15 protein-coding genes are annotated in these 17,901 nt (G+C 33.6%); 11 read left to right on the top strand and 4 right to left on the bottom strand.

Translation table 11 applies throughout. The features are described 5' to 3' along the window. The first annotated feature begins 131 nt into the window (after positions 1–131). The 5 genes from clpB (at position 132) to AC3ITQ_RS14405 (ending at position 6,798) form a co-directional block, all read left to right on the top strand. The gene (gene clpB / locus AC3ITQ_RS14385; RefSeq protein WP_489234869.1) at positions 132–2,735 is read left to right on the top strand and encodes an ATP-dependent chaperone ClpB; all 2,604 of its coding nucleotides are present in this window, start codon (positions 132–134) and stop codon (positions 2,733–2,735) included. A gap of 387 nt (positions 2,736–3,122) precedes the next feature. Next, a complete protein-coding gene (locus tag AC3ITQ_RS14390; protein WP_489234870.1) occupies positions 3,123–4,013 on the top strand; it encodes a DUF808 domain-containing protein in 891 nt (296 codons plus the stop codon). A gap of 339 nt (positions 4,014–4,352) precedes the next feature. Continuing rightward, positions 4,353–4,766, top strand: a complete 414-nt coding sequence (locus tag AC3ITQ_RS14395) for a hypothetical protein (protein ID WP_489234871.1) — start codon at positions 4,353–4,355, stop codon at positions 4,764–4,766. A gap of 408 nt (positions 4,767–5,174) precedes the next feature. Beyond that, complete coding sequence (locus AC3ITQ_RS14400; protein WP_489234872.1) at positions 5,175–5,588, top strand: hypothetical protein; 414 nt, start codon at positions 5,175–5,177, stop codon at positions 5,586–5,588. Positions 5,589–5,910: 322 nt separating this feature from the next. Beyond that, positions 5,911–6,798, top strand: coding sequence for a carbon-nitrogen hydrolase (locus AC3ITQ_RS14405; RefSeq protein WP_489234873.1), 888 nt, complete (start codon positions 5,911–5,913; stop codon positions 6,796–6,798). A gap of 116 nt (positions 6,799–6,914) precedes the next feature. Here AC3ITQ_RS14405 and AC3ITQ_RS14410 read toward each other — a convergent pair whose 3' ends face one another. Both AC3ITQ_RS14410 and AC3ITQ_RS14415 read right to left on the bottom strand, forming a co-directional pair. Then, the gene (locus AC3ITQ_RS14410) at positions 6,915–8,177 is read right to left on the bottom strand and encodes an OmpA family protein (protein ID WP_489234874.1); all 1,263 of its coding nucleotides are present in this window, start codon (positions 8,175–8,177) and stop codon (positions 6,915–6,917) included. Positions 8,178–8,379: 202 nt separating this feature from the next. After that, complete coding sequence (locus AC3ITQ_RS14415; RefSeq protein ID WP_489234875.1) at positions 8,380–9,900, bottom strand: choice-of-anchor I family protein; 1,521 nt, start codon at positions 9,898–9,900, stop codon at positions 8,380–8,382. 186 nt (positions 9,901–10,086) lie between these two features. Here AC3ITQ_RS14415 and AC3ITQ_RS14420 point away from each other — a divergent pair, with 186 nt between their 5' ends. After that, a complete protein-coding gene (locus AC3ITQ_RS14420; RefSeq protein WP_489234876.1) occupies positions 10,087–11,127 on the top strand; it encodes an agmatine deiminase family protein in 1,041 nt (346 codons plus the stop codon). Positions 11,128–11,327: 200 nt separating this feature from the next. On the opposite strand, the gene fahA is transcribed toward AC3ITQ_RS14420, so the two are convergent. Further along, on the bottom strand, positions 11,328–12,614 hold the full coding sequence (gene fahA / locus AC3ITQ_RS14425) for a fumarylacetoacetase (protein WP_489234877.1): 1,287 nt from the start codon (positions 12,612–12,614) through the stop codon (positions 11,328–11,330). Positions 12,615–12,722: 108 nt separating this feature from the next. Here fahA and glyA point away from each other — a divergent pair, with 108 nt between their 5' ends. From glyA to AC3ITQ_RS14450, 5 genes are all read left to right on the top strand, one after another. After that, a complete protein-coding gene (gene glyA / locus AC3ITQ_RS14430) occupies positions 12,723–13,997 on the top strand; it encodes a serine hydroxymethyltransferase (protein WP_194655740.1) in 1,275 nt (424 codons plus the stop codon). Between the two features lie 150 nt (positions 13,998–14,147). Beyond that, positions 14,148–14,741, top strand: coding sequence for a MiaE family protein (locus AC3ITQ_RS14435; protein ID WP_026985454.1), 594 nt, complete (start codon positions 14,148–14,150; stop codon positions 14,739–14,741). Between the two features lie 43 nt (positions 14,742–14,784). Next, complete coding sequence (locus AC3ITQ_RS14440; RefSeq protein ID WP_489234878.1) at positions 14,785–15,324, top strand: hypothetical protein; 540 nt, start codon at positions 14,785–14,787, stop codon at positions 15,322–15,324. 217 nt (positions 15,325–15,541) lie between these two features. Beyond that, positions 15,542–16,582, top strand: a complete 1,041-nt coding sequence (locus tag AC3ITQ_RS14445) for a GMP reductase (protein WP_489234879.1) — start codon at positions 15,542–15,544, stop codon at positions 16,580–16,582. Between the two features lie 21 nt (positions 16,583–16,603). After that, positions 16,604–17,104 (top strand): GNAT family N-acetyltransferase, encoded by a 501-nt coding sequence (locus AC3ITQ_RS14450; protein WP_489234880.1) that lies wholly within the window; start codon positions 16,604–16,606, stop codon positions 17,102–17,104. Positions 17,105–17,155: 51 nt separating this feature from the next. Here the strand turns inward: AC3ITQ_RS14450 and AC3ITQ_RS14455 are convergent, their stop codons facing one another. Further along, a complete protein-coding gene (locus tag AC3ITQ_RS14455; RefSeq protein ID WP_489234881.1) occupies positions 17,156–17,734 on the bottom strand; it encodes a pentapeptide repeat-containing protein in 579 nt (192 codons plus the stop codon). Positions 17,735–17,901: the final 167 nt, after the last annotated feature.

Consider the following 17,901-nt stretch of genomic DNA (forward strand, 5'->3'; position numbering starts at 1 on the left):
TTAGAATGGAATATAATTTGAAAGTTCATTAGCAAAATTACACCATTTAAAATGAAAAGCTTAATTCAATCGGCTCAAATTTTAATGGTATCGATTATTAAAATGAAGATCAAACCTTAATAACATATACTATGAACATAAATAAATTTACAACTAAATCGCAAGAAGCCATTCAGCTTTCGCAGCAATTGGCGCAACGATACGGACAGCAGCAAATAGAAAACGAACACATTTTTAAAGCCATTTTTGAGGTAGATGAAAATGTAGCACCATTTATTTTGAAAAAACTGAACGTAAATGTGCCGTTGTTTTTACAAATATTAGATTCAACTATTCAGAGCTTTCCAAAAGTTTCGGGAGGCGATATTATGCTTTCCAGAGATGCTAATAAAGCGTTGAATGAAGCTGAAATTATTGCACAAAAAATGAACGATGAATACGTTTCAATCGAACATTTAATTTTAGCGATTTTCGATTCAAAAAGTAAAGTGGCCCAAATTTTAAAAGATCAGGGCGTAACAGGAAAAGCTTTAAAAGCAACTATTGAAGAACTTAGAAAGGGCGAGAGAGTAACATCAGCTTCAGCTGAAGAGACATATAACGCCCTAAATAAATACGCTAAAAACTTAAACGAATTAGCACGTGAAGGAAAACTGGATCCGGTTATCGGGCGTGATGAAGAAATTCGCCGTGTTTTGCAAATTTTGACCAGAAGAACCAAAAATAATCCAATGTTAGTTGGGGAGCCTGGAGTTGGTAAAACTGCTATTGCAGAAGGTTTAGCACACAGAATTGTTGATGGCGACGTGCCTGAAAACTTAAAAGATAAAATTGTTTTCTCTTTAGATATGGGAGCCTTGATTGCCGGTGCAAAATATAAAGGAGAGTTCGAAGAAAGATTAAAATCAGTCGTAAAAGAAGTTACAGCTGCTGAAGGTGATATCGTTTTGTTTATTGACGAGATTCACACACTTGTTGGTGCGGGTGGAGGAGAAGGCGCGATGGATGCGGCTAATATACTGAAACCAGCCTTGGCTCGTGGTGAATTAAGAGCGATTGGAGCAACAACTTTAGATGAATATCAAAAATATTTCGAAAAAGATAAAGCACTAGAGCGTCGTTTTCAAAAGGTTTTGGTAGATGAACCGGATACGGAAAGTGCAATCTCGATTTTACGTGGTATCAAAGAAAAATACGAAACACATCACAAAGTTCAAATTAAAGATGAGGCGATTATTGCTGCTGTTGAACTTTCACAACGCTATATTACGAATCGTTTTTTACCGGATAAAGCGATCGATTTGATGGACGAAGCTGCTTCTAAATTGAGAATGGAAATCAATTCAAAACCAGAAGAATTAGACGTTTTGGATCGTAAAATCATGCAGTTAGAAATCGAGATTGAAGCTATCAAACGCGAAAAAGAAGAAAGTAAATTGAAGATTTTAGGAATGGATTTGGCGAATCTCAAAGAAGAACGCAATGAAATCTATACTAAATGGAAATCGGAAAAAGATGTTGTTGACGGAATTCAATCTGTAAAACAAGAAATTGAAGACTTTAAATACGAAGCAGAACGTGCAGAACGTGATGGTGATTACGGAAAAGTAGCCGAAATTCGTTACGGAAAAATCAAAGAAGCACAAGAACGTTTGGATGTTTTATTGAAACAATTACAAGAATATCAAACAGGAAATTCTTTAATAAAAGAAGAAGTTACCCGTGAAGATATCGCCGAAGTTGTAGCAAAATGGACTGGAATTCCAGTAATGAAAATGCTTCAGACTGAAAGAGAAAAGCTGCTTCATCTTGAAGAAGAATTACACAGAAGAGTAGTAGGTCAGGAAGAAGCGATAGAAGCGGTGAGTGACGCCGTTCGTAGAAGCCGCGCCGGTTTGCAGGATATGAAAAAACCTGTTGGAACGTTCTTATTTTTAGGAACAACCGGAGTCGGTAAAACAGAGTTGGCAAAAGCATTGGCCGAATATTTATTCGACGACGAAAATGCTATGACACGTATCGATATGAGTGAGTATCAAGAACGCCATAGTGTGAGCCGTTTGGTTGGTGCACCTCCGGGATACGTAGGCTACGACGAAGGTGGGCAATTAACAGAAGCCGTTCGTAGAAAACCGTATTCTGTGATTTTGCTAGACGAGATCGAAAAAGCGCATCCAGATACTTTCAATATTCTATTGCAGGTTTTAGATGAAGGCCGATTGACAGATAACAAAGGCCGTTTGGCTGATTTCAAAAACACAATTATCATCATGACGTCCAACATGGGAAGTCAGATTATACAAGAGAAATTTGAGAATTTAAAAGGAAGTGTAGAAGCCGCAACCGAAGCTGCAAAAGTGGAAGTTTTAGGATTATTGAAACAAACTGTTCGTCCGGAATTTATAAATCGTATTGACGAAATCGTAATGTTTACGCCATTAACTGTCGATAACATCTCCAGAATTGTAAGTTTACAATTGAAGAGCGTTAGCAAAATGCTGGCCTTACAGGGTATTACGATGGATGCAACTCCGGAAGGAATCAAATATCTTTCAGACAAAGGTTACGATCCTGAATTTGGTGCAAGACCCGTAAAACGTGTAATTCAGCGTGAAGTATTGAATCAATTGTCTAAAGAAATTCTGGCTGGAAATATTACAACAGATAGCATTATATTAATTGATGCTTTTGACGGAAAGTTGGTTTTTAGAAACCAAACACATCCTGTAGAATAAGATTTGAATAACAATTTGAGAAACACCAGTTTTAGCACTGGTGTTTTTTTTTGCAATAAAACTAAAACCGTGAATAATGAAACTTTTTTTAAAATTCATATAAAATAATTGATTCAGTAATTTCTCAACTTTATGATACTTAAAAATTATTATATTTAATCAAATAAATAACTAAAAACCAATACTATGAACAATATTTTTAGAGGATTAATCGCAGGTTACGGAGCAAAAAAATTAGGCGGAGGATGTTTTGGAACAATCTTAGTTTTTGTAATTATCTGGGTACTTTTAGGACAATGCAGCTAATTTCTTAGCAGAAAATTGAATCAAAAGTAGTAGATTCGCACTACCAAAATTAAGGGAATCACAAAATAAAAAACAATTATAATGGCATCAGGTTTTTTCGTACTATTAGATGATATTGCAGCAATTATGGATGATGTTGCAGTAATGAGTAAAGTTGCAGCAAAAAAGACTGCAGGTATTTTAGGGGACGATTTAGCTGTTAATGCCGAAAAAGCTTCCGGATTTGCTTCTTCAAGAGAACTTCCGGTGTTATGGGCAATCAGTAAAGGTTCATTACTTAACAAAGTTATTATTTTACCAATAGCCTTTTTATTGAGTGCTTTTTTTCCAATTGCTATTATAGTAGTTTTAGTTTTGGGTGGATTGTTTTTGGCCTACGAAGGAGCTGAAAAAATATACGAGTTTATATTTCCGCATTCGCATGAAGAATCAGAAGGAATTACCGAAGAAACCTTTACTGAAGAACAAATTCTTGAAATGGAAAAAGGAAAAATAAAATCGGCAATCGTAACTGATTTTATTCTCTCTGTTGAAATTGTGATCATCGCTTTGAGTACGGTAGTTGGTAAACCTATTTCACAGCAAATCGTTGTAGTATCGATCATTGCAGTAATTGCAACAATAGGTGTTTACGGAATTGTAGCGTTAATTGTTCGTATGGATGAAGCAGGTTATAAACTTATTAAGTTTAGTAAAAAAGAAAAAAGTGTCTCCAAATTTATTGGTAATATTTTGGTAAAAGCACTTCCATTAATTATAAAAAGTTTGACCGTTATTGGTACAATTGCTTTGTTATTAGTTGCCGGAGGTATTTTCGTGCATCATATTCCATTTTTTCATCATTTATCACTTAAAATTAATCTTCCTGATATTATAAAAGAGTTTGTAGTAGGTCTGGCTTTAGGACTTGTGGTCTTGGTAATAGTTAATTTGATAAAAAAAATACTTCCCAAAAAAGCTGCTAAAGCATAAAACAAAACCATATTAAAAATGTAAAACACCAGTCGAAAGGCTGGTGTTTTTTTTTTGAAGCAGAAAAATCAGTTTCCAAAACAAGAGCTGTCCCGCTATCCGCTTGTATCTTTTTATTCGCAGAAAAAGCGAATAAAAAGGATACCGCTACTATCGGGGCTAAGCTAGAAGTTTTAGTTTTCATAAGAAATAACGGTAGTTGCATAATTTTTTTTAATCTGGCAAAGTGTTGATATATAGTTGTTTGATGTGGTCTGAAAAATATTTAACATTTTAACTAAGCAACCAATGCAACGCATTCGCATCTTCATAGTAATTAACAATTAATTATAATTTTATATGAAAAGTTTTAGATTAAAATCAGTTTTAGTAGTATTATTTTTATCATTAGCGGTTGTTTCATGCAACAATGACGATGACGAAATAGAAACTCCTAGCCCAGTAGCCAAAGCTGCATTTGTAACAGAGGTTAAAGGACCAGCAACCGGAAAAGTAAACGATGAGCTTAGTTATGAAGTAACTTTTGTGGTAGATAACGCTTGTGGAGAATTTGATAAAATTAGTGAAGTGACACTTGGTACAGTAAAGGGATTACAGATTGAAGCAAAATACCCTTCAGAAGTTTGTACACAACAAGTTCCAGCTCCTAAAAAGACGACTTACAAATTCAAGTCAGCTGTAAAAGGAACTTTCGATATCAAATTCAGAAAATCTGAGACTGAATTTATCACAACAAAAGTGGTTATTGATTAATACAGTTTTTAGGTTATAAATTTAGGTTAGAAAAAGATCATTTTGAGAAGTTATATACTTAATACAAAATGGTCTTTTTTTTGAATTTAATTTACTAAAAATAATCCACCAAATGAGAATACTGTTTATGCTTAATTAGTAAGTAGTCGATTGATCAATGTAACTTCTTTTAAGACTGTCATAAAGTAGAAAAAAACTATATTATTTATCTACTACTTTAAACATTATACGAATTTAGTATATCGAGGTCTCTTTCCGACTAAAAATTCAAACTTAATTAAATGATTGATTTATAAGGATTTTAGTGTTTTTGTTAAACTATTTAACATTTTTTAAAGCAACCTTTTCGATTATATACTATCTTCATAATAACAATTAACAATTAACAATTAATAACAATTATTATTTATGAAGAGTTTTAGATTAAAGATAATTTTGTCAGTATTATTTTTAGTGACAGTTTTTTTTTCATGCAGTAGTGATGATGATCAGCCTATTGATAAGTCAACTACCAAATCAGCATTTGTAACAGAAATTAGAGGGCCAGAAAGCGGAAAAGTGAATGACGAGTTGTCGTATGAAATTTTTTTTACAGCAGATAATGAATGCGGGCAGTTCGACCGATATAGTGAAGTAATAATTGATAAGGTAAAAGGTTTGCAAGTGGAAGTAAGATATCCTGCTGAAGCTTGTTCGAGGCAGGTCCCAACTTCTAGAATTGTAGTCTTTAAATTCAAATCAACGGAAAAAGGTACGTTTGAAATCAAATTTAAAAAATCAAAAACTGAATTTATTACTCGTACTGTGGTTGTCAGTGAATAGTTTATTTCTTAACTGATATAGTTTTAGAAAAAACATTTTTGCATAAAATATTTGTGCAAAAATGTTTTTTTATTATAAATCCTTTGAGCTTTTTTACAATAAGAATATCCAATTGTCAATTATAAAAGAATTGTATTTAGGGATTATTTAATATTATAGAGCAAAAGTGAGTTAATTTATATTGTTAGAATCTATTTAACATGCGCAAATCCAAGCTCACAAATTAAACAACTAATAGTTCATTTTTTTTAATTTTATGTAAGACTTGTTCCTTTTGTCATTCCTCTAAAAATTACTATTTTTGCACTCTAAATTTTATGTCATGCCGAAAAGAAAATATAAAATAGCCGTTATTCAGTTAAACCTGAATGACGTTGCCGAAAATAATCTTAAAAAATGTATCAGTTGGGTTAAAGATGCTGCCAGTAAAGGGGCAGAAGTGATCTTATTACCAGAATTATATAGCAGTCATTATTTTTGCCAAAGTGAAGATGTCGATAATTTTGCTTTAGCAGAACCATTGTATAGTACTTCTTTTATTGCTTTTAGCGCATTGGCAAAAGAATTAGGGGTGGTAATCATTGTTCCTTTCTTCGAAAAAAGAATGGCTGGAATCTATCACAATAGTGCATATATCATCGATACAGACGGAACTGAAGCTGGTTTATACCGCAAAATGCACATTCCGGACGATCCTCATTTCTACGAAAAGTTCTATTTCACTCCTGGTGATTTAGGCTTTCAGGCTATAGAGACTAAAAAAGGAAAAGTTGGAACCCTTATTTGTTGGGATCAATGGTATCCCGAAGCAGCTCGTATTACAGCTTTAAAAGGTGCAGAAGTATTGTTTTATCCAACAGCAATTGGATGGCATCCAAAAGAAAAAGAACAATACGGAGAAAATCAATATGGCGCCTGGATGAACGTAATGAAAGGTCATGCGGTTGCAAATGGGGTTTTCGTAGCTGCCGCTAACCGAATTGGTTTAGAGCAATATATCGACGGAACAGATGGAATTCAGTTCTGGGGAGCATCATTTATCGCGGGACCTCAGGGGGAAATTTTAGCTCAGGCTTCTCACGATCAGGAAGAAATCTTAATTGCCGAAGTTGATTTGGATTTACAGGAAAATGTGCGTCAAAACTGGCCATTCTTCAGAGACAGAAGAATTGATGCTTTTGGTGATATTGTAAAAAGAGCAATCGACTAAATAAGTCGAAACGATACTATAAAAAAAGGACAAATGTAAATTTGTCCTTTTTTGTTGGAAGTAAAAAAGGCGGTTTCAAATTTGAAAACCGCCTTTTGCATTTATATTTATAGAGATTATTTTACTTGGAAAGTAACTCTTCTCACGATTTGACGAGCTTCTTTAGAGTTTTTGTTTACAGAAGTGTCTTCACCATTTGCAACAACATTCAATCTTGAAGCATCAATTCCAGCGTTTGTTGCTACTTTTTTCACAGCCTCAGCTCTTTTTCTTGATAATTCAGTGTTGTAGCTTGAATTTCCAATTTCATCAGCATATCCTATGATATCTGCGGATTTTCCTGGATTGTTTTTCAAGTATTTCACTAAGAAATCAACACCAGATAAAGAAGCGTTTGTTGGTTTAGAAGAGTTAAAGTCGAAATATACATTTACATATCCACCGTTAATTAATTCTTCTACAGTATTGTTAGTTAGATTATTATCGCCTTTTTTAGCGTAAGTTTTGTCTAAATAACTTTCTAATTCATCAGGGACACCATTTTGATTTGTATCGATTGATTGTCCTTTTGTATTTACAGCAACACCTGTAATTGAATTTGGTTCTAAATCATATAAATCAGCTACACCATCTTTGTCTGTGTCCAAAAGACCAGTTTCGATTAAACTAACTCTTTGCTCAAGTTCATCGATTCTGTCTTCTTCACCAACCCAGTCAGCATGTTTTCCATTTTTACCTAAATAAACGGTTAGACCTACAGAAGCGTTTAATAATACGCCATCAAATGAACCTGTAGTTGTCGTGCCCATTCCGTCAAAGTTCCAGTTTTGTCTTCCATTAACAATTCCGGTAAGATCTCCGGTCAAGGCAACTCTATTGCTTAATTTTACCTGACCTGTTAATCCTAAAATTCCATGACCCACATAATCTTGTCCGCCATATCCGGTTTCAGTACTTAATTGAGCAACTCCAAAACCACCATGTGCCAAAACACCAATAGTGTTTGTCCAGGTTTCAAAATTTAGAGCTCTACCAATGTTTACAACACCTTGTAAACTTGCTCTAACATAACGGCTTTCAAAATCTGGTGTATCGTCTCTTTCTGTAAATTGATCGTAACCAACATCAAATTTCACCCCAAATTTAGGACTAAACATATATCTAACACCTAAATCTGCGTGAAAAGGATTAAGAGTTGCGGTAGAGTAACCAGCAGTCATTGTTCTGGTTGGTTTGTTAACACCACCATTTAATTCAATAGACCACTTGTCGTAAGGTTCTTTATCTATAGAAGGCTGTGTTGTTGTAGTTGCCATATTTTGCGCATTTGCTGCAAATGCCAGTATTAACAGGGATACGGAGGCTAATTTCTTTTTCATGATATTCAATATTAAGTTGGTTTTTATTTTAAACTCATGACAAAATTATGCTTAGACTTTTAGATTGTGTTGTATATGCTCTTACATAATTCCCACGTTTTGGCATTTTTTTATGTAAATAAGTTAAAATAATCTCAATATTAGATACAAAAAAAAGGGTAAAATTAGTTTTTACCCTTTTTTTGAAATTGATGATTGAAACTTATTTTAAATCTGGCTGATAGATTTTTACGGTTCCGTCACCTTCGCTACTCACAACTAAAAGACTTCTTTTTGTAGGGCTTTTAGAAGCAGGAATAAATAATACTCCTTCCGGTGCATCTCCTGTCTTTACTGTTTGTAAATATTGAGGTGATACAGGATTTGTTACATCATACGTCATGAAAGCATCAGATCTTTCAAGGCCAACAAATAAAATATTCTGGTTTCCCATTTTCACAACTTTTACAGCCTCTGGTTCAGAACCTTTGTCGTCACTACGTTTGTCATCATAAGTTCCTAGTTCTTGTGTCTTTTTGTCAACATCATTTTTACTGTCATAAACAATTTTTCCAGTACTTCCGTTCCAAATAGAAAATGAGCGGGCTCCAAAAGCTATCATTTCATCTAAATCACCATCGCCGTCAGTATCTCCCATGTCAGCAATAAGATTTAATCGTCCTAAATTTGATTCTAATTTTAAAGTTGCTGCATCTGGAAAAATAGTAGCGTCTAACGTTAAGTCTTTCATTCTTTTGATATCTGTATTAGCAGTATACTCTCTTGCATCACCTTCATTGGCAGTCACAAAATAAGGAACATTATTAGATGAAAACTGGCTGATAGCATCCGGCATAAACATACCTTTTACTTTCCACGGATTAAAAGCAATTTTATCATCTTTATCGCTTACATCAATTGCATTTTCAGCTGTATTATAATTTTTATATCCTAAAGGATAAATAGCTGTAATTGTTTTTGAAGTTAAATCTACTTTTGCAACACCATTATTTTCTTGTAAAGTAACCCAGGCCGTTTTAGAATCATCTGAAATAGTAACGTATTCTGGTTCAATATCCTGAGCGAAACTTTTGGCTACTTTTGAAATTCTGAAACCGTCTTTTTTCAAAGTTTCAGCCTGAGGAGCGAATGAAGCAAAATCTAAAGTTGTAACAGCATATGTACTGGTTTCAATAATAGAAATAGTTCCGTTTGGATCTTGAGAATAATCTGTGTTTGGCTCTCCTTCATTAGCTGTCATTATATATTTTCCGTCAGGCGAAAATGTAATCATATCTGGCAATGCACCAACTGTTACTTGTTTAATTAAACTATAATCTGTAGTATTAAAAATTACAACTTTTCCGTTTGCTTGTTTGTTAGTGGTTGATTCTAAAGCAACGGCTAATTTTCCGTCATAAACATCAACACTATTTGAAGCTCCTTCATAAGGAGTTAAGTCAATTTTACCAATTTTAACGGGTTTACTAGGATCTGAAATATCAATTACATCAATTTGATTTGTTCCGCTATTGTTTACAGTGAAAAGCCTTTTTGTTTTCTCATCATAAGTGGAAATTTCTGCAGCAGCTTCACCACCAATCGTGATAGAACCAATTTCTTTAAAAGTTCCCGGATTTTCGTTTACGACAACTTCTTCCGGTTCGTTGTTTGAATTTTCATCATTATTACAACTCGTCATAATTAAAAGAGCAGTTAGTAATGAGATAGATACTTTTTTCATTTTATTAGTTTTTAGTTTCGTCAAAAGTAATTAGGAGATCCTGGTCGTATATTAAGCCTTCATTATTTAATCTTTAACTTAATTTTTGGCAGATATTTTGGCTTAATTGTGGTGGATTTCCAAGAGACTGTTTTATAATCCTTCTGAATGATTATCTTTGTACTCTTTCAAATTTAGAACCTCTATATGTCAACAAATAATAGAAGATTTCCAGCAGAATGGGAAAAACAACAAGGAATTGTATTGTGTTTTCCACATAATGGTAATGACTGGCCAGGAAAATACGAAGCTGTTCAATGGGCTTTTGTAGAATTTATTAAAAAAGTAGCCAATTTTGAAACAGTTTTTTTGGTCGTAGCCGATGAAAAACTAAAAGAAAAAGTAAATGAAATTTTAGAAAGAGCAAGAGTAGATCTTGCGAATGTTTCATTTATTATTCATAAAACAAACAGAAGCTGGATGCGTGATTCCGGACCAATTATTGTGAAAAATGGTTCAAAAAGAGAAGCGTTGAATTTCAATTTCAATGGTTGGGCAAAATACAAAAACTATCAATTAGATAAATTTGTTCCAGGTAAAGTTGCCGATTTCATTGATGTTCCGTTAACACAGGTTGTGTACAAAGGAAAACCGGTAATTGTTGAAGGCGGTGCGATAGACGTAAACGGAAAAGGTACTTTGTTGACTTCTGAAGAATGCTTAATGCATCCAACAATTCAGGTTAGAAATAAAAATTTTACCAAAGAAGATTACGAAGCTGTTTTTAAAGAATATTTGGGTGTAACCAATGTAATCTGGCTTGGAGATGGAATAGAAGGAGATGACACACACGGGCATATCGACGATTTATGCCGATTTGTAAATGAAGATACAATCGTAACGATAGTAGAAACGGATAAAAACGATTCAAATTACAAACCATTACAAGATAATCTAAAGCGTTTGCAAAATGCCAAATTAGAAGACGGAAAAGCACCAACAATTGTGGCGTTACCAATGCCAAAACGTGTTGATTTTGAAGATTTAAGATTACCGGCAAGTTATGCTAATTTCTTAATTCTGAATAAATGTGTTTTAGTTCCGACATTTAATGATAGTAATGATCGCGTAGCTTTGAATATATTATCAGAATGTTTCCCGGACAGAGAAGTGATCGGAATTAGTTGTATCGATTTCATCTGGGGATTCGGAACATTACATTGTTTAAGCCAACAGATTCCGGCTTAAGTAATCGCCACAAAGGCACAAGGACACTAAGTTTTTTTAAACCATAATTTATTGTACTTGTATTGAAAAATCATTTTAATCCCCTTTGAATCTGTGGCAAAATAATAGCATAAAAAAAAGCTTGTTAGAACTAAACTAACAAGCTTTTTTTATTTGTAGACATAATTATCAATTATCAATTAATCTGTTTTATCTGCTCTTCATGGTCTGATAAAAGGAGGTAATAATTGGCTGCAAACCTCTCCAAAACCAAGTCTTACTTCGGCATTTTCGCAGTAGCCTCTTATAATTACCGTATCATTATCTTCGATAAATTTACGTTCGCTTCCGTCTTTTAATTTGATCGGATTTTTTCCTCCCCAAGTCAATTCTAACATAGAACCAAAACTATCAGGAGTTGGACCAGAAATAGTTCCGGAACCCATCATATCACCAGAATTTACACGACATCCATTAGAGGTGTGATGTGCCAATTGTTGTGCCATTGACCAATACAAATATTTAAAGTTTGATTTAGAAACTACAGTTTCTTCTTCCTGATTTTCAGGTTGAATTGAAACTTCTAAATGAATATCAAAAGCTTTTTTTCCTTTTGTCTGTAAATAAGGAAGCGGAGATGGATCTTGTTTTGGTCCTTTAGTTCTAAAAGGTTCCAAAGCATCCATAGTTACAATCCACGGAGAAATTGACGTTGCAAAGTTTTTTGCTAAGAACGGTCCTAGTGGCACATATTCCCATTTCTGGATATCACGTGCACTCCAGTCATTCAATAAAACCATTCCGAAAATATAATCTTCAGCTTCGTATGTTGGGATATTTTCTCCCATAACATTGACGTCAGTTGTAATAAAAGCTGTTTCTAGTTCAAAATCTACTAAACGAGACGGACCAAAGACAGGATACTTTTCTCCAGCCGGTAAAGTTTGTCCCATTGGTCGGTGTACCGGAATTCCGGACGGAACAATAGTAGAACTTCTTCCGTGGTAACCTACCGGAATGTGTAACCAGTTAGGTAATAAGGCATTTTCAGGATCGCGGAACATTTTTCCAACGTTCGTTGCATGTTCTTTACTGGAATAGAAATCAGTATAATCGCCAATTAAAACGGGTAATTGCATCTCTACATCATCAATTTTAAAAATAACAATATCGCGATCTTTTGTTGAATCTCTAAGTTGTGGATTGGTTTCGTCGAATATGTCGGCGATACGGTTTCGGACTAATCTCCATGTTTTTTTTCCGTCAGAAATAAAATCATTTAGCGTGTCCTGCATAAACATATCATCAGTTAAATCTATTCCTTCAAAATAGTTTAATTGTTGTAAAGCCCCTAAATCTATAGCGAAATCACCAATTCTTGTTCCTACTGTAACGACATTTTCTTTAGTAAGAAATACACCGAAAGGAATATTCTGTATAGGGAAGTCACTATTTTCTGGCACTTCCAACCATGATTTTCTTTTGGTATCGTTGGCGGTTATCGGCATGTGTATGTTAATTATTTGTTGAAAAATTCTATGTCAAATATATCATAATCTAACAGTATCACAAACGTTTTTTTGTATTTTTGCATCAAATTAACGAAAAACGAAAAAATGCAACGCGACGAACAAATTTTTGACCTTATACTAGAGGAACAAGACAGACAAATTCACGGATTAGAACTTATTGCTTCAGAGAACTTTGTAAGCGACGAGGTAATGGAAGCAGCTGGTTCTGTTTTAACTAACAAATACGCTGAGGGATATCCTGGCAAAAGATACTACGGCGGTTGCGAAGTAGTTGACGTTATTGAGCAAATTGCGATTGACAGAGCCAAAGAATTATTTGGTGCTGAATACGCAAACGTACAGCCACACTCAGGTTCTCAGGCAAATACATCAGTTTACCATGCATGTTTAAATCCTGGTGATACTATTTTAGGTTTTGATTTATCTCACGGTGGTCACTTGACTCACGGTTCTCCTGTAAACTTTTCAGGTCGTTTATACCGTCCTGTTTTTTACGGTGTAGATGCTGAAACGGGTCGTTTAGACTATGATAAAATTCAGGAAATCGCAACTAAAGAAAAGCCAAAATTAATTATCGCCGGAGCTTCTGCTTATTCTCGTGATATGGATTTTGCTCGTTTCAGAGAAATTGCTGACAGCGTAGGAGCAATCTTATTTGCTGATATTTCTCACCCTGCAGGTTTAATTGCTAAAGGATTGATGAATGACCCAATTCCACATTGTCATATCGTTTCTACAACAACTCACAAGACTTTACGTGGACCACGTGGAGGTTTGATCTTGATGGGAAAAGATTTTCCAAATCCACAAGGATTAACAACTCCAAAAGGAGAAATCAGAATGATGTCTTCATTATTAGATCTAGCTGTTTTTCCTGGAAATCAAGGAGGACCTTTAATGCACATTATCGCTGCTAAAGCCGTTGCTTTTGGTGAAGCATTAAAAGATGAGTTCTTTACATACGCTATGCAATTGCAAAAAAATGCAAATGCTATGGCTGATGCTTTCGTAAAAAGAGGATACAAAATTATTTCTGGCGGAACTGATAACCACATGATGCTTATTGACTTAAGAAATAAAAATATTTCTGGTAAGGAAGCAGAGAATGCATTAGTAAAAGCTGAAATTACAGTAAATAAAAATATGGTTCCATTTGATGATAAATCACCATTTGTAACTTCTGGAATACGTGTTGGAACAGCTGCAATCACAACTCGTGGTTTAGTTGAAGAAGATATGGAAACTATCGTAGCTTTAATCGATAAAGTATTAGCTGATCACACAAATGAAGCAGTTATCGAAGAAGTAGCTAACGAAGTAAACGAAATGATGAGCGAAAGACCGATTTTCGTATATTAATAAACTTGAAACTTAATTGTTTCAAGTTTCAGGTTTCAAGTTTAAAGTTTTGTGACACGTAATAAAAACGTAAAGCAAAACTTTAAACTTTTTTTCGTTCCTAAAAGAACCTGAAACAAAGAAAACTTGAAACAAAACAAACAAAAGATTATGGGCGTACTAAGATTACAACTGCCAACTGACCCAAGATGGGTAAATATTGTAGAAAAAAATATTGAGGAAATCTTGACCGATCACGCTTGGTGCGAGCAAAAAGCAGCAACAAACGCGATTACGATTATTACCAATAATTCTGAACATCAGGATTTGGTGAAAGATTTATTGGCTTTAGCCAAAGAAGAAATTGATCATTTTGAACAGGTTCACAATATCATCATCAAAAGAGGATTAAAGTTAGGCCGCGAGCGCAAAGACGATTATGTAAATGAACTCTATTTATATATGAAGAAAAGCGGTGACGGAAGCCGTGTTTCTGGTTTGGTTGAAAGATTATTATTCTCAGCCATGATTGAAGCCAGAAGCTGTGAACGTTTCAAAGTTTTATCTGAAAATATTCAGGATGAAGAATTGGCTGTTTTTTACAGGGAATTAATGGAAAGCGAAGCTGGACATTACGTAACATTCATCACATACGCTAGAAAATACGGAGTGGGAATTGACGTTGAAAAACGCTGGAGAGAATGGCTTGCTTATGAAGAGTCAATTATTTCAAATTACGGAAAAGGAGAAACGATTCATGGGTAAAAATTAATAATGATTGTAAACTAATTAATAAAAGTACATATTAATGAAACTATCAAAATCTACTTTAGTACAATATTTAATAATTGGAGCTCTAATTATTTTACAGTTCTTTTTTTTAGATCCATATATTAAGGAAAAGTATTTTTATAGTGACGTTGATGCTTTTAAAAATGAATCCTGGCTTTATTCCTTTATTTTACCTTTAATTTTCGCTGTAATTATTATAGTAATAGGATTTAAAAGAAAAATACTTAATAGAACTTTCCTTTTTGGTACTTCAATTCTTTTTTTATTTATTGCCTTTTTTTCGAAACGATTGACAGATGATATTCTTTTATATTTTAATTCAAAAATAAAAGTTGAAGAAATTAATAAAGATTATGTTGTTTTAAGAAATGACGAAAACAAAGTGTTTCATATTTATGATAAGAAAAGTGAATTTATTTCTTTTGATGATCAATTAAATAAAATAGATTCGCTAAGAATAAAAAGTAATTTGAAGTCTTTATATAAGTTAGAAAATAATGATACATTACAGGTTCACTATAAAATTGGATTTTTAAAAGTAAAGTATTTAGAATAAGTAGTAAGTTTTTTTTGTTTCAAGTTTAAAGTTTCAGGTTCTCATACTTTGTGAATCTCTGTGAAATCTTTGTGAGACTCTGTGGAATTTTTTAATAATCTAGAATCTAGAATCTAGAATCTACAATTGTTAATAACTGAATAATTAGTTTTCTATTGATTTTAAAGCCGTCATTTTCAAAATTAATATCTTTGAGAGTAACAGAAAATTTAAAACCATGAGAATAGAAACAGATTTGAAGTTAGGATTTAAAGATGTAATGATTCGACCAAAAAGATCGACACTTAAAAGCCGGTCTGAAGTCTCTCTCGAACGAAATTTTAAATTTTTGCACAGTACCACAATCTGGACCGGAATTCCGATTATGGCTGCGAATATGGATACGGTTGGTACTTTTGAAATGGCAAAAGTTTTGGCCAAAGAAAAATTGTTTACCGCTATTCATAAACACTATTCTCCGGAAGAATGGAATAATTTTCTTAAAGATGTAACTCCTGATTTTTACGATTATATTGCTATAAGCACAGGAACTGGAAAAGATGATTTTGCTAAAATCGGGCAAGTTATTACAGCTAATCCATTACTCAAATTTATTTGCATAGATGTAGCAAACGGTTACTCCGAACATTTTGTTCAGTTTTTAAAACAAACACGAAAACAATACCCTGATAAAGTAATTATTGCCGGAAACGTCGTTACCGGCGAAATGGTCGAAGAATTGCTTCTGGCTGGTGCCGATATTGTAAAAGTCGGAATTGGTCCGGGTTCTGTTTGTACAACACGTGTAAAAACCGGTGTTGGATATCCACAGCTTTCTGCGATTATCGAATGTGCTGATGCTGCTCACGGCTTAGGCGGACATATTATAAGTGACGGTGGTTGTTCTACTCCCGGAGATGTAGCAAAAGCTTTTGGCGCTGGATCCGATTTTGTGATGTTAGGCGGAATGTTAGCCGGACATACGGAGAGCGGAGGAGAACTGATCGAAGTTAACGGAGAGAAATTTAAGCAATTTTACGGAATGAGCTCGACAACTGCGATGGACAAACATGTTGGAGGTGTAGCAGAATACAGAGCAAGTGAAGGTAAAACAGTGCAGGTTCCTTTTAAAGGTAAAGTGATTAGTACAGTTTTAGATATTTTGGGAGGTTTAAGAAGTGCTTGTACTTATGTTGGTGCTTCACGTTTAAAAGAACTTACTAAACGAACAACTTTCATCCGCGTAAGCGAACAGGAAAATCAGATTTTCACTAAATAATAAAAAGATTTTAAATACAATATGGTTACAATTTCAGAAGCAAGGATTAATGATATTAAGCTAATTCAAAATATAGTACATATAACCTGGCCAATTACTTACGGCGAAATTCTATCAAAAGAACAATTAGATTATATGTTAGATCTTTTTTATTCTGATGAGGCTCTGACTGATCAATACAATAAAAAAGAGCAATTATTTTATATGATTTATGAAGATGAAATTAATTTAGGTTTTATCGGTATAGAACATAATTATAGTGGCAAAGCTGCAACTAAAATCCATAAAATATACCTCTTACCTGAAACACAAGGAAAAGGTATTGGCAAAAAGGTTATTGATGAAATCGCAAATTTAGCTTTAGAAAATAATTCAACAGCATTAATTTTAAATGTCAACCGATTTAATTCGGCTTTGGGTTTTTATAAAAAAATAGGTTTTGAAGTTGTTGATGAAGTTAATATTGATATTGGAAAAGGCTATTTGATGGAAGATTATGTGATGGAGAAAAAATTGAATTAATTATCAAGTATAGATAAAGAAGCCAGTTCTACACTGGCTTTTTTTATTTCACTAACTCACAATAACATCATGCTTAAATAATAACCCTTTCACCTCTTTCAAAGCAAAAACAGCTTTTTTTAATTTCGTTTTTGATGGATCAATGGTGTAGTTATAGCTTGTTTTAAAGTCTGCTTTGTTGGCGATGGCTTTGTCAAATTCAGATCGGTATAAATCGCAATTGTCAAAAAGAACACTTGTGAGATCTGTAGCCATAAAATCTACAGCAATGAGGCTGCAATTGGTAAACGTTGTTCCTTTTATTTTTAAGGTATAAAACTTCGAAAAATCCAATATACAATCGAAAAAATGGATTTCGAAAATCAATTTATCGCACATTGCAAAATTTACTTCTCTGATCTCGCAGCGATTAAAAGTGGCAGTTCTAAAAGCTACATAATTGATTTTAGCTTCACTAAAAATGCAGTCATTGAAAACACAATCAATAAAAGTAACGGCTAAAAAGGTGCAGGCAGAAAAATTACAATTATTGAAAACACAACATTCAAAATCCTTGAAATTGGCTTCGTCTCTACCATAAATGATGGAATTGTATTCTTTATCAAGAAAATATTCAGACTCTTTTTTCAATGCTGTTTTTTGATGATTATTTGAGAGTGAAAAGATACTGATTACCCTAATAATTGATGAATTTTGGATCCTAAATTTTTAAAATATTATGAGCGTTTTCATTTTAATTTAAAGGAATATTCGCGTAAAATGTTGAAAATAAGACTTATATTTACAATAAGATTGAA

The organism is Flavobacterium sp. KH_001, from assembly GCF_057840745.1.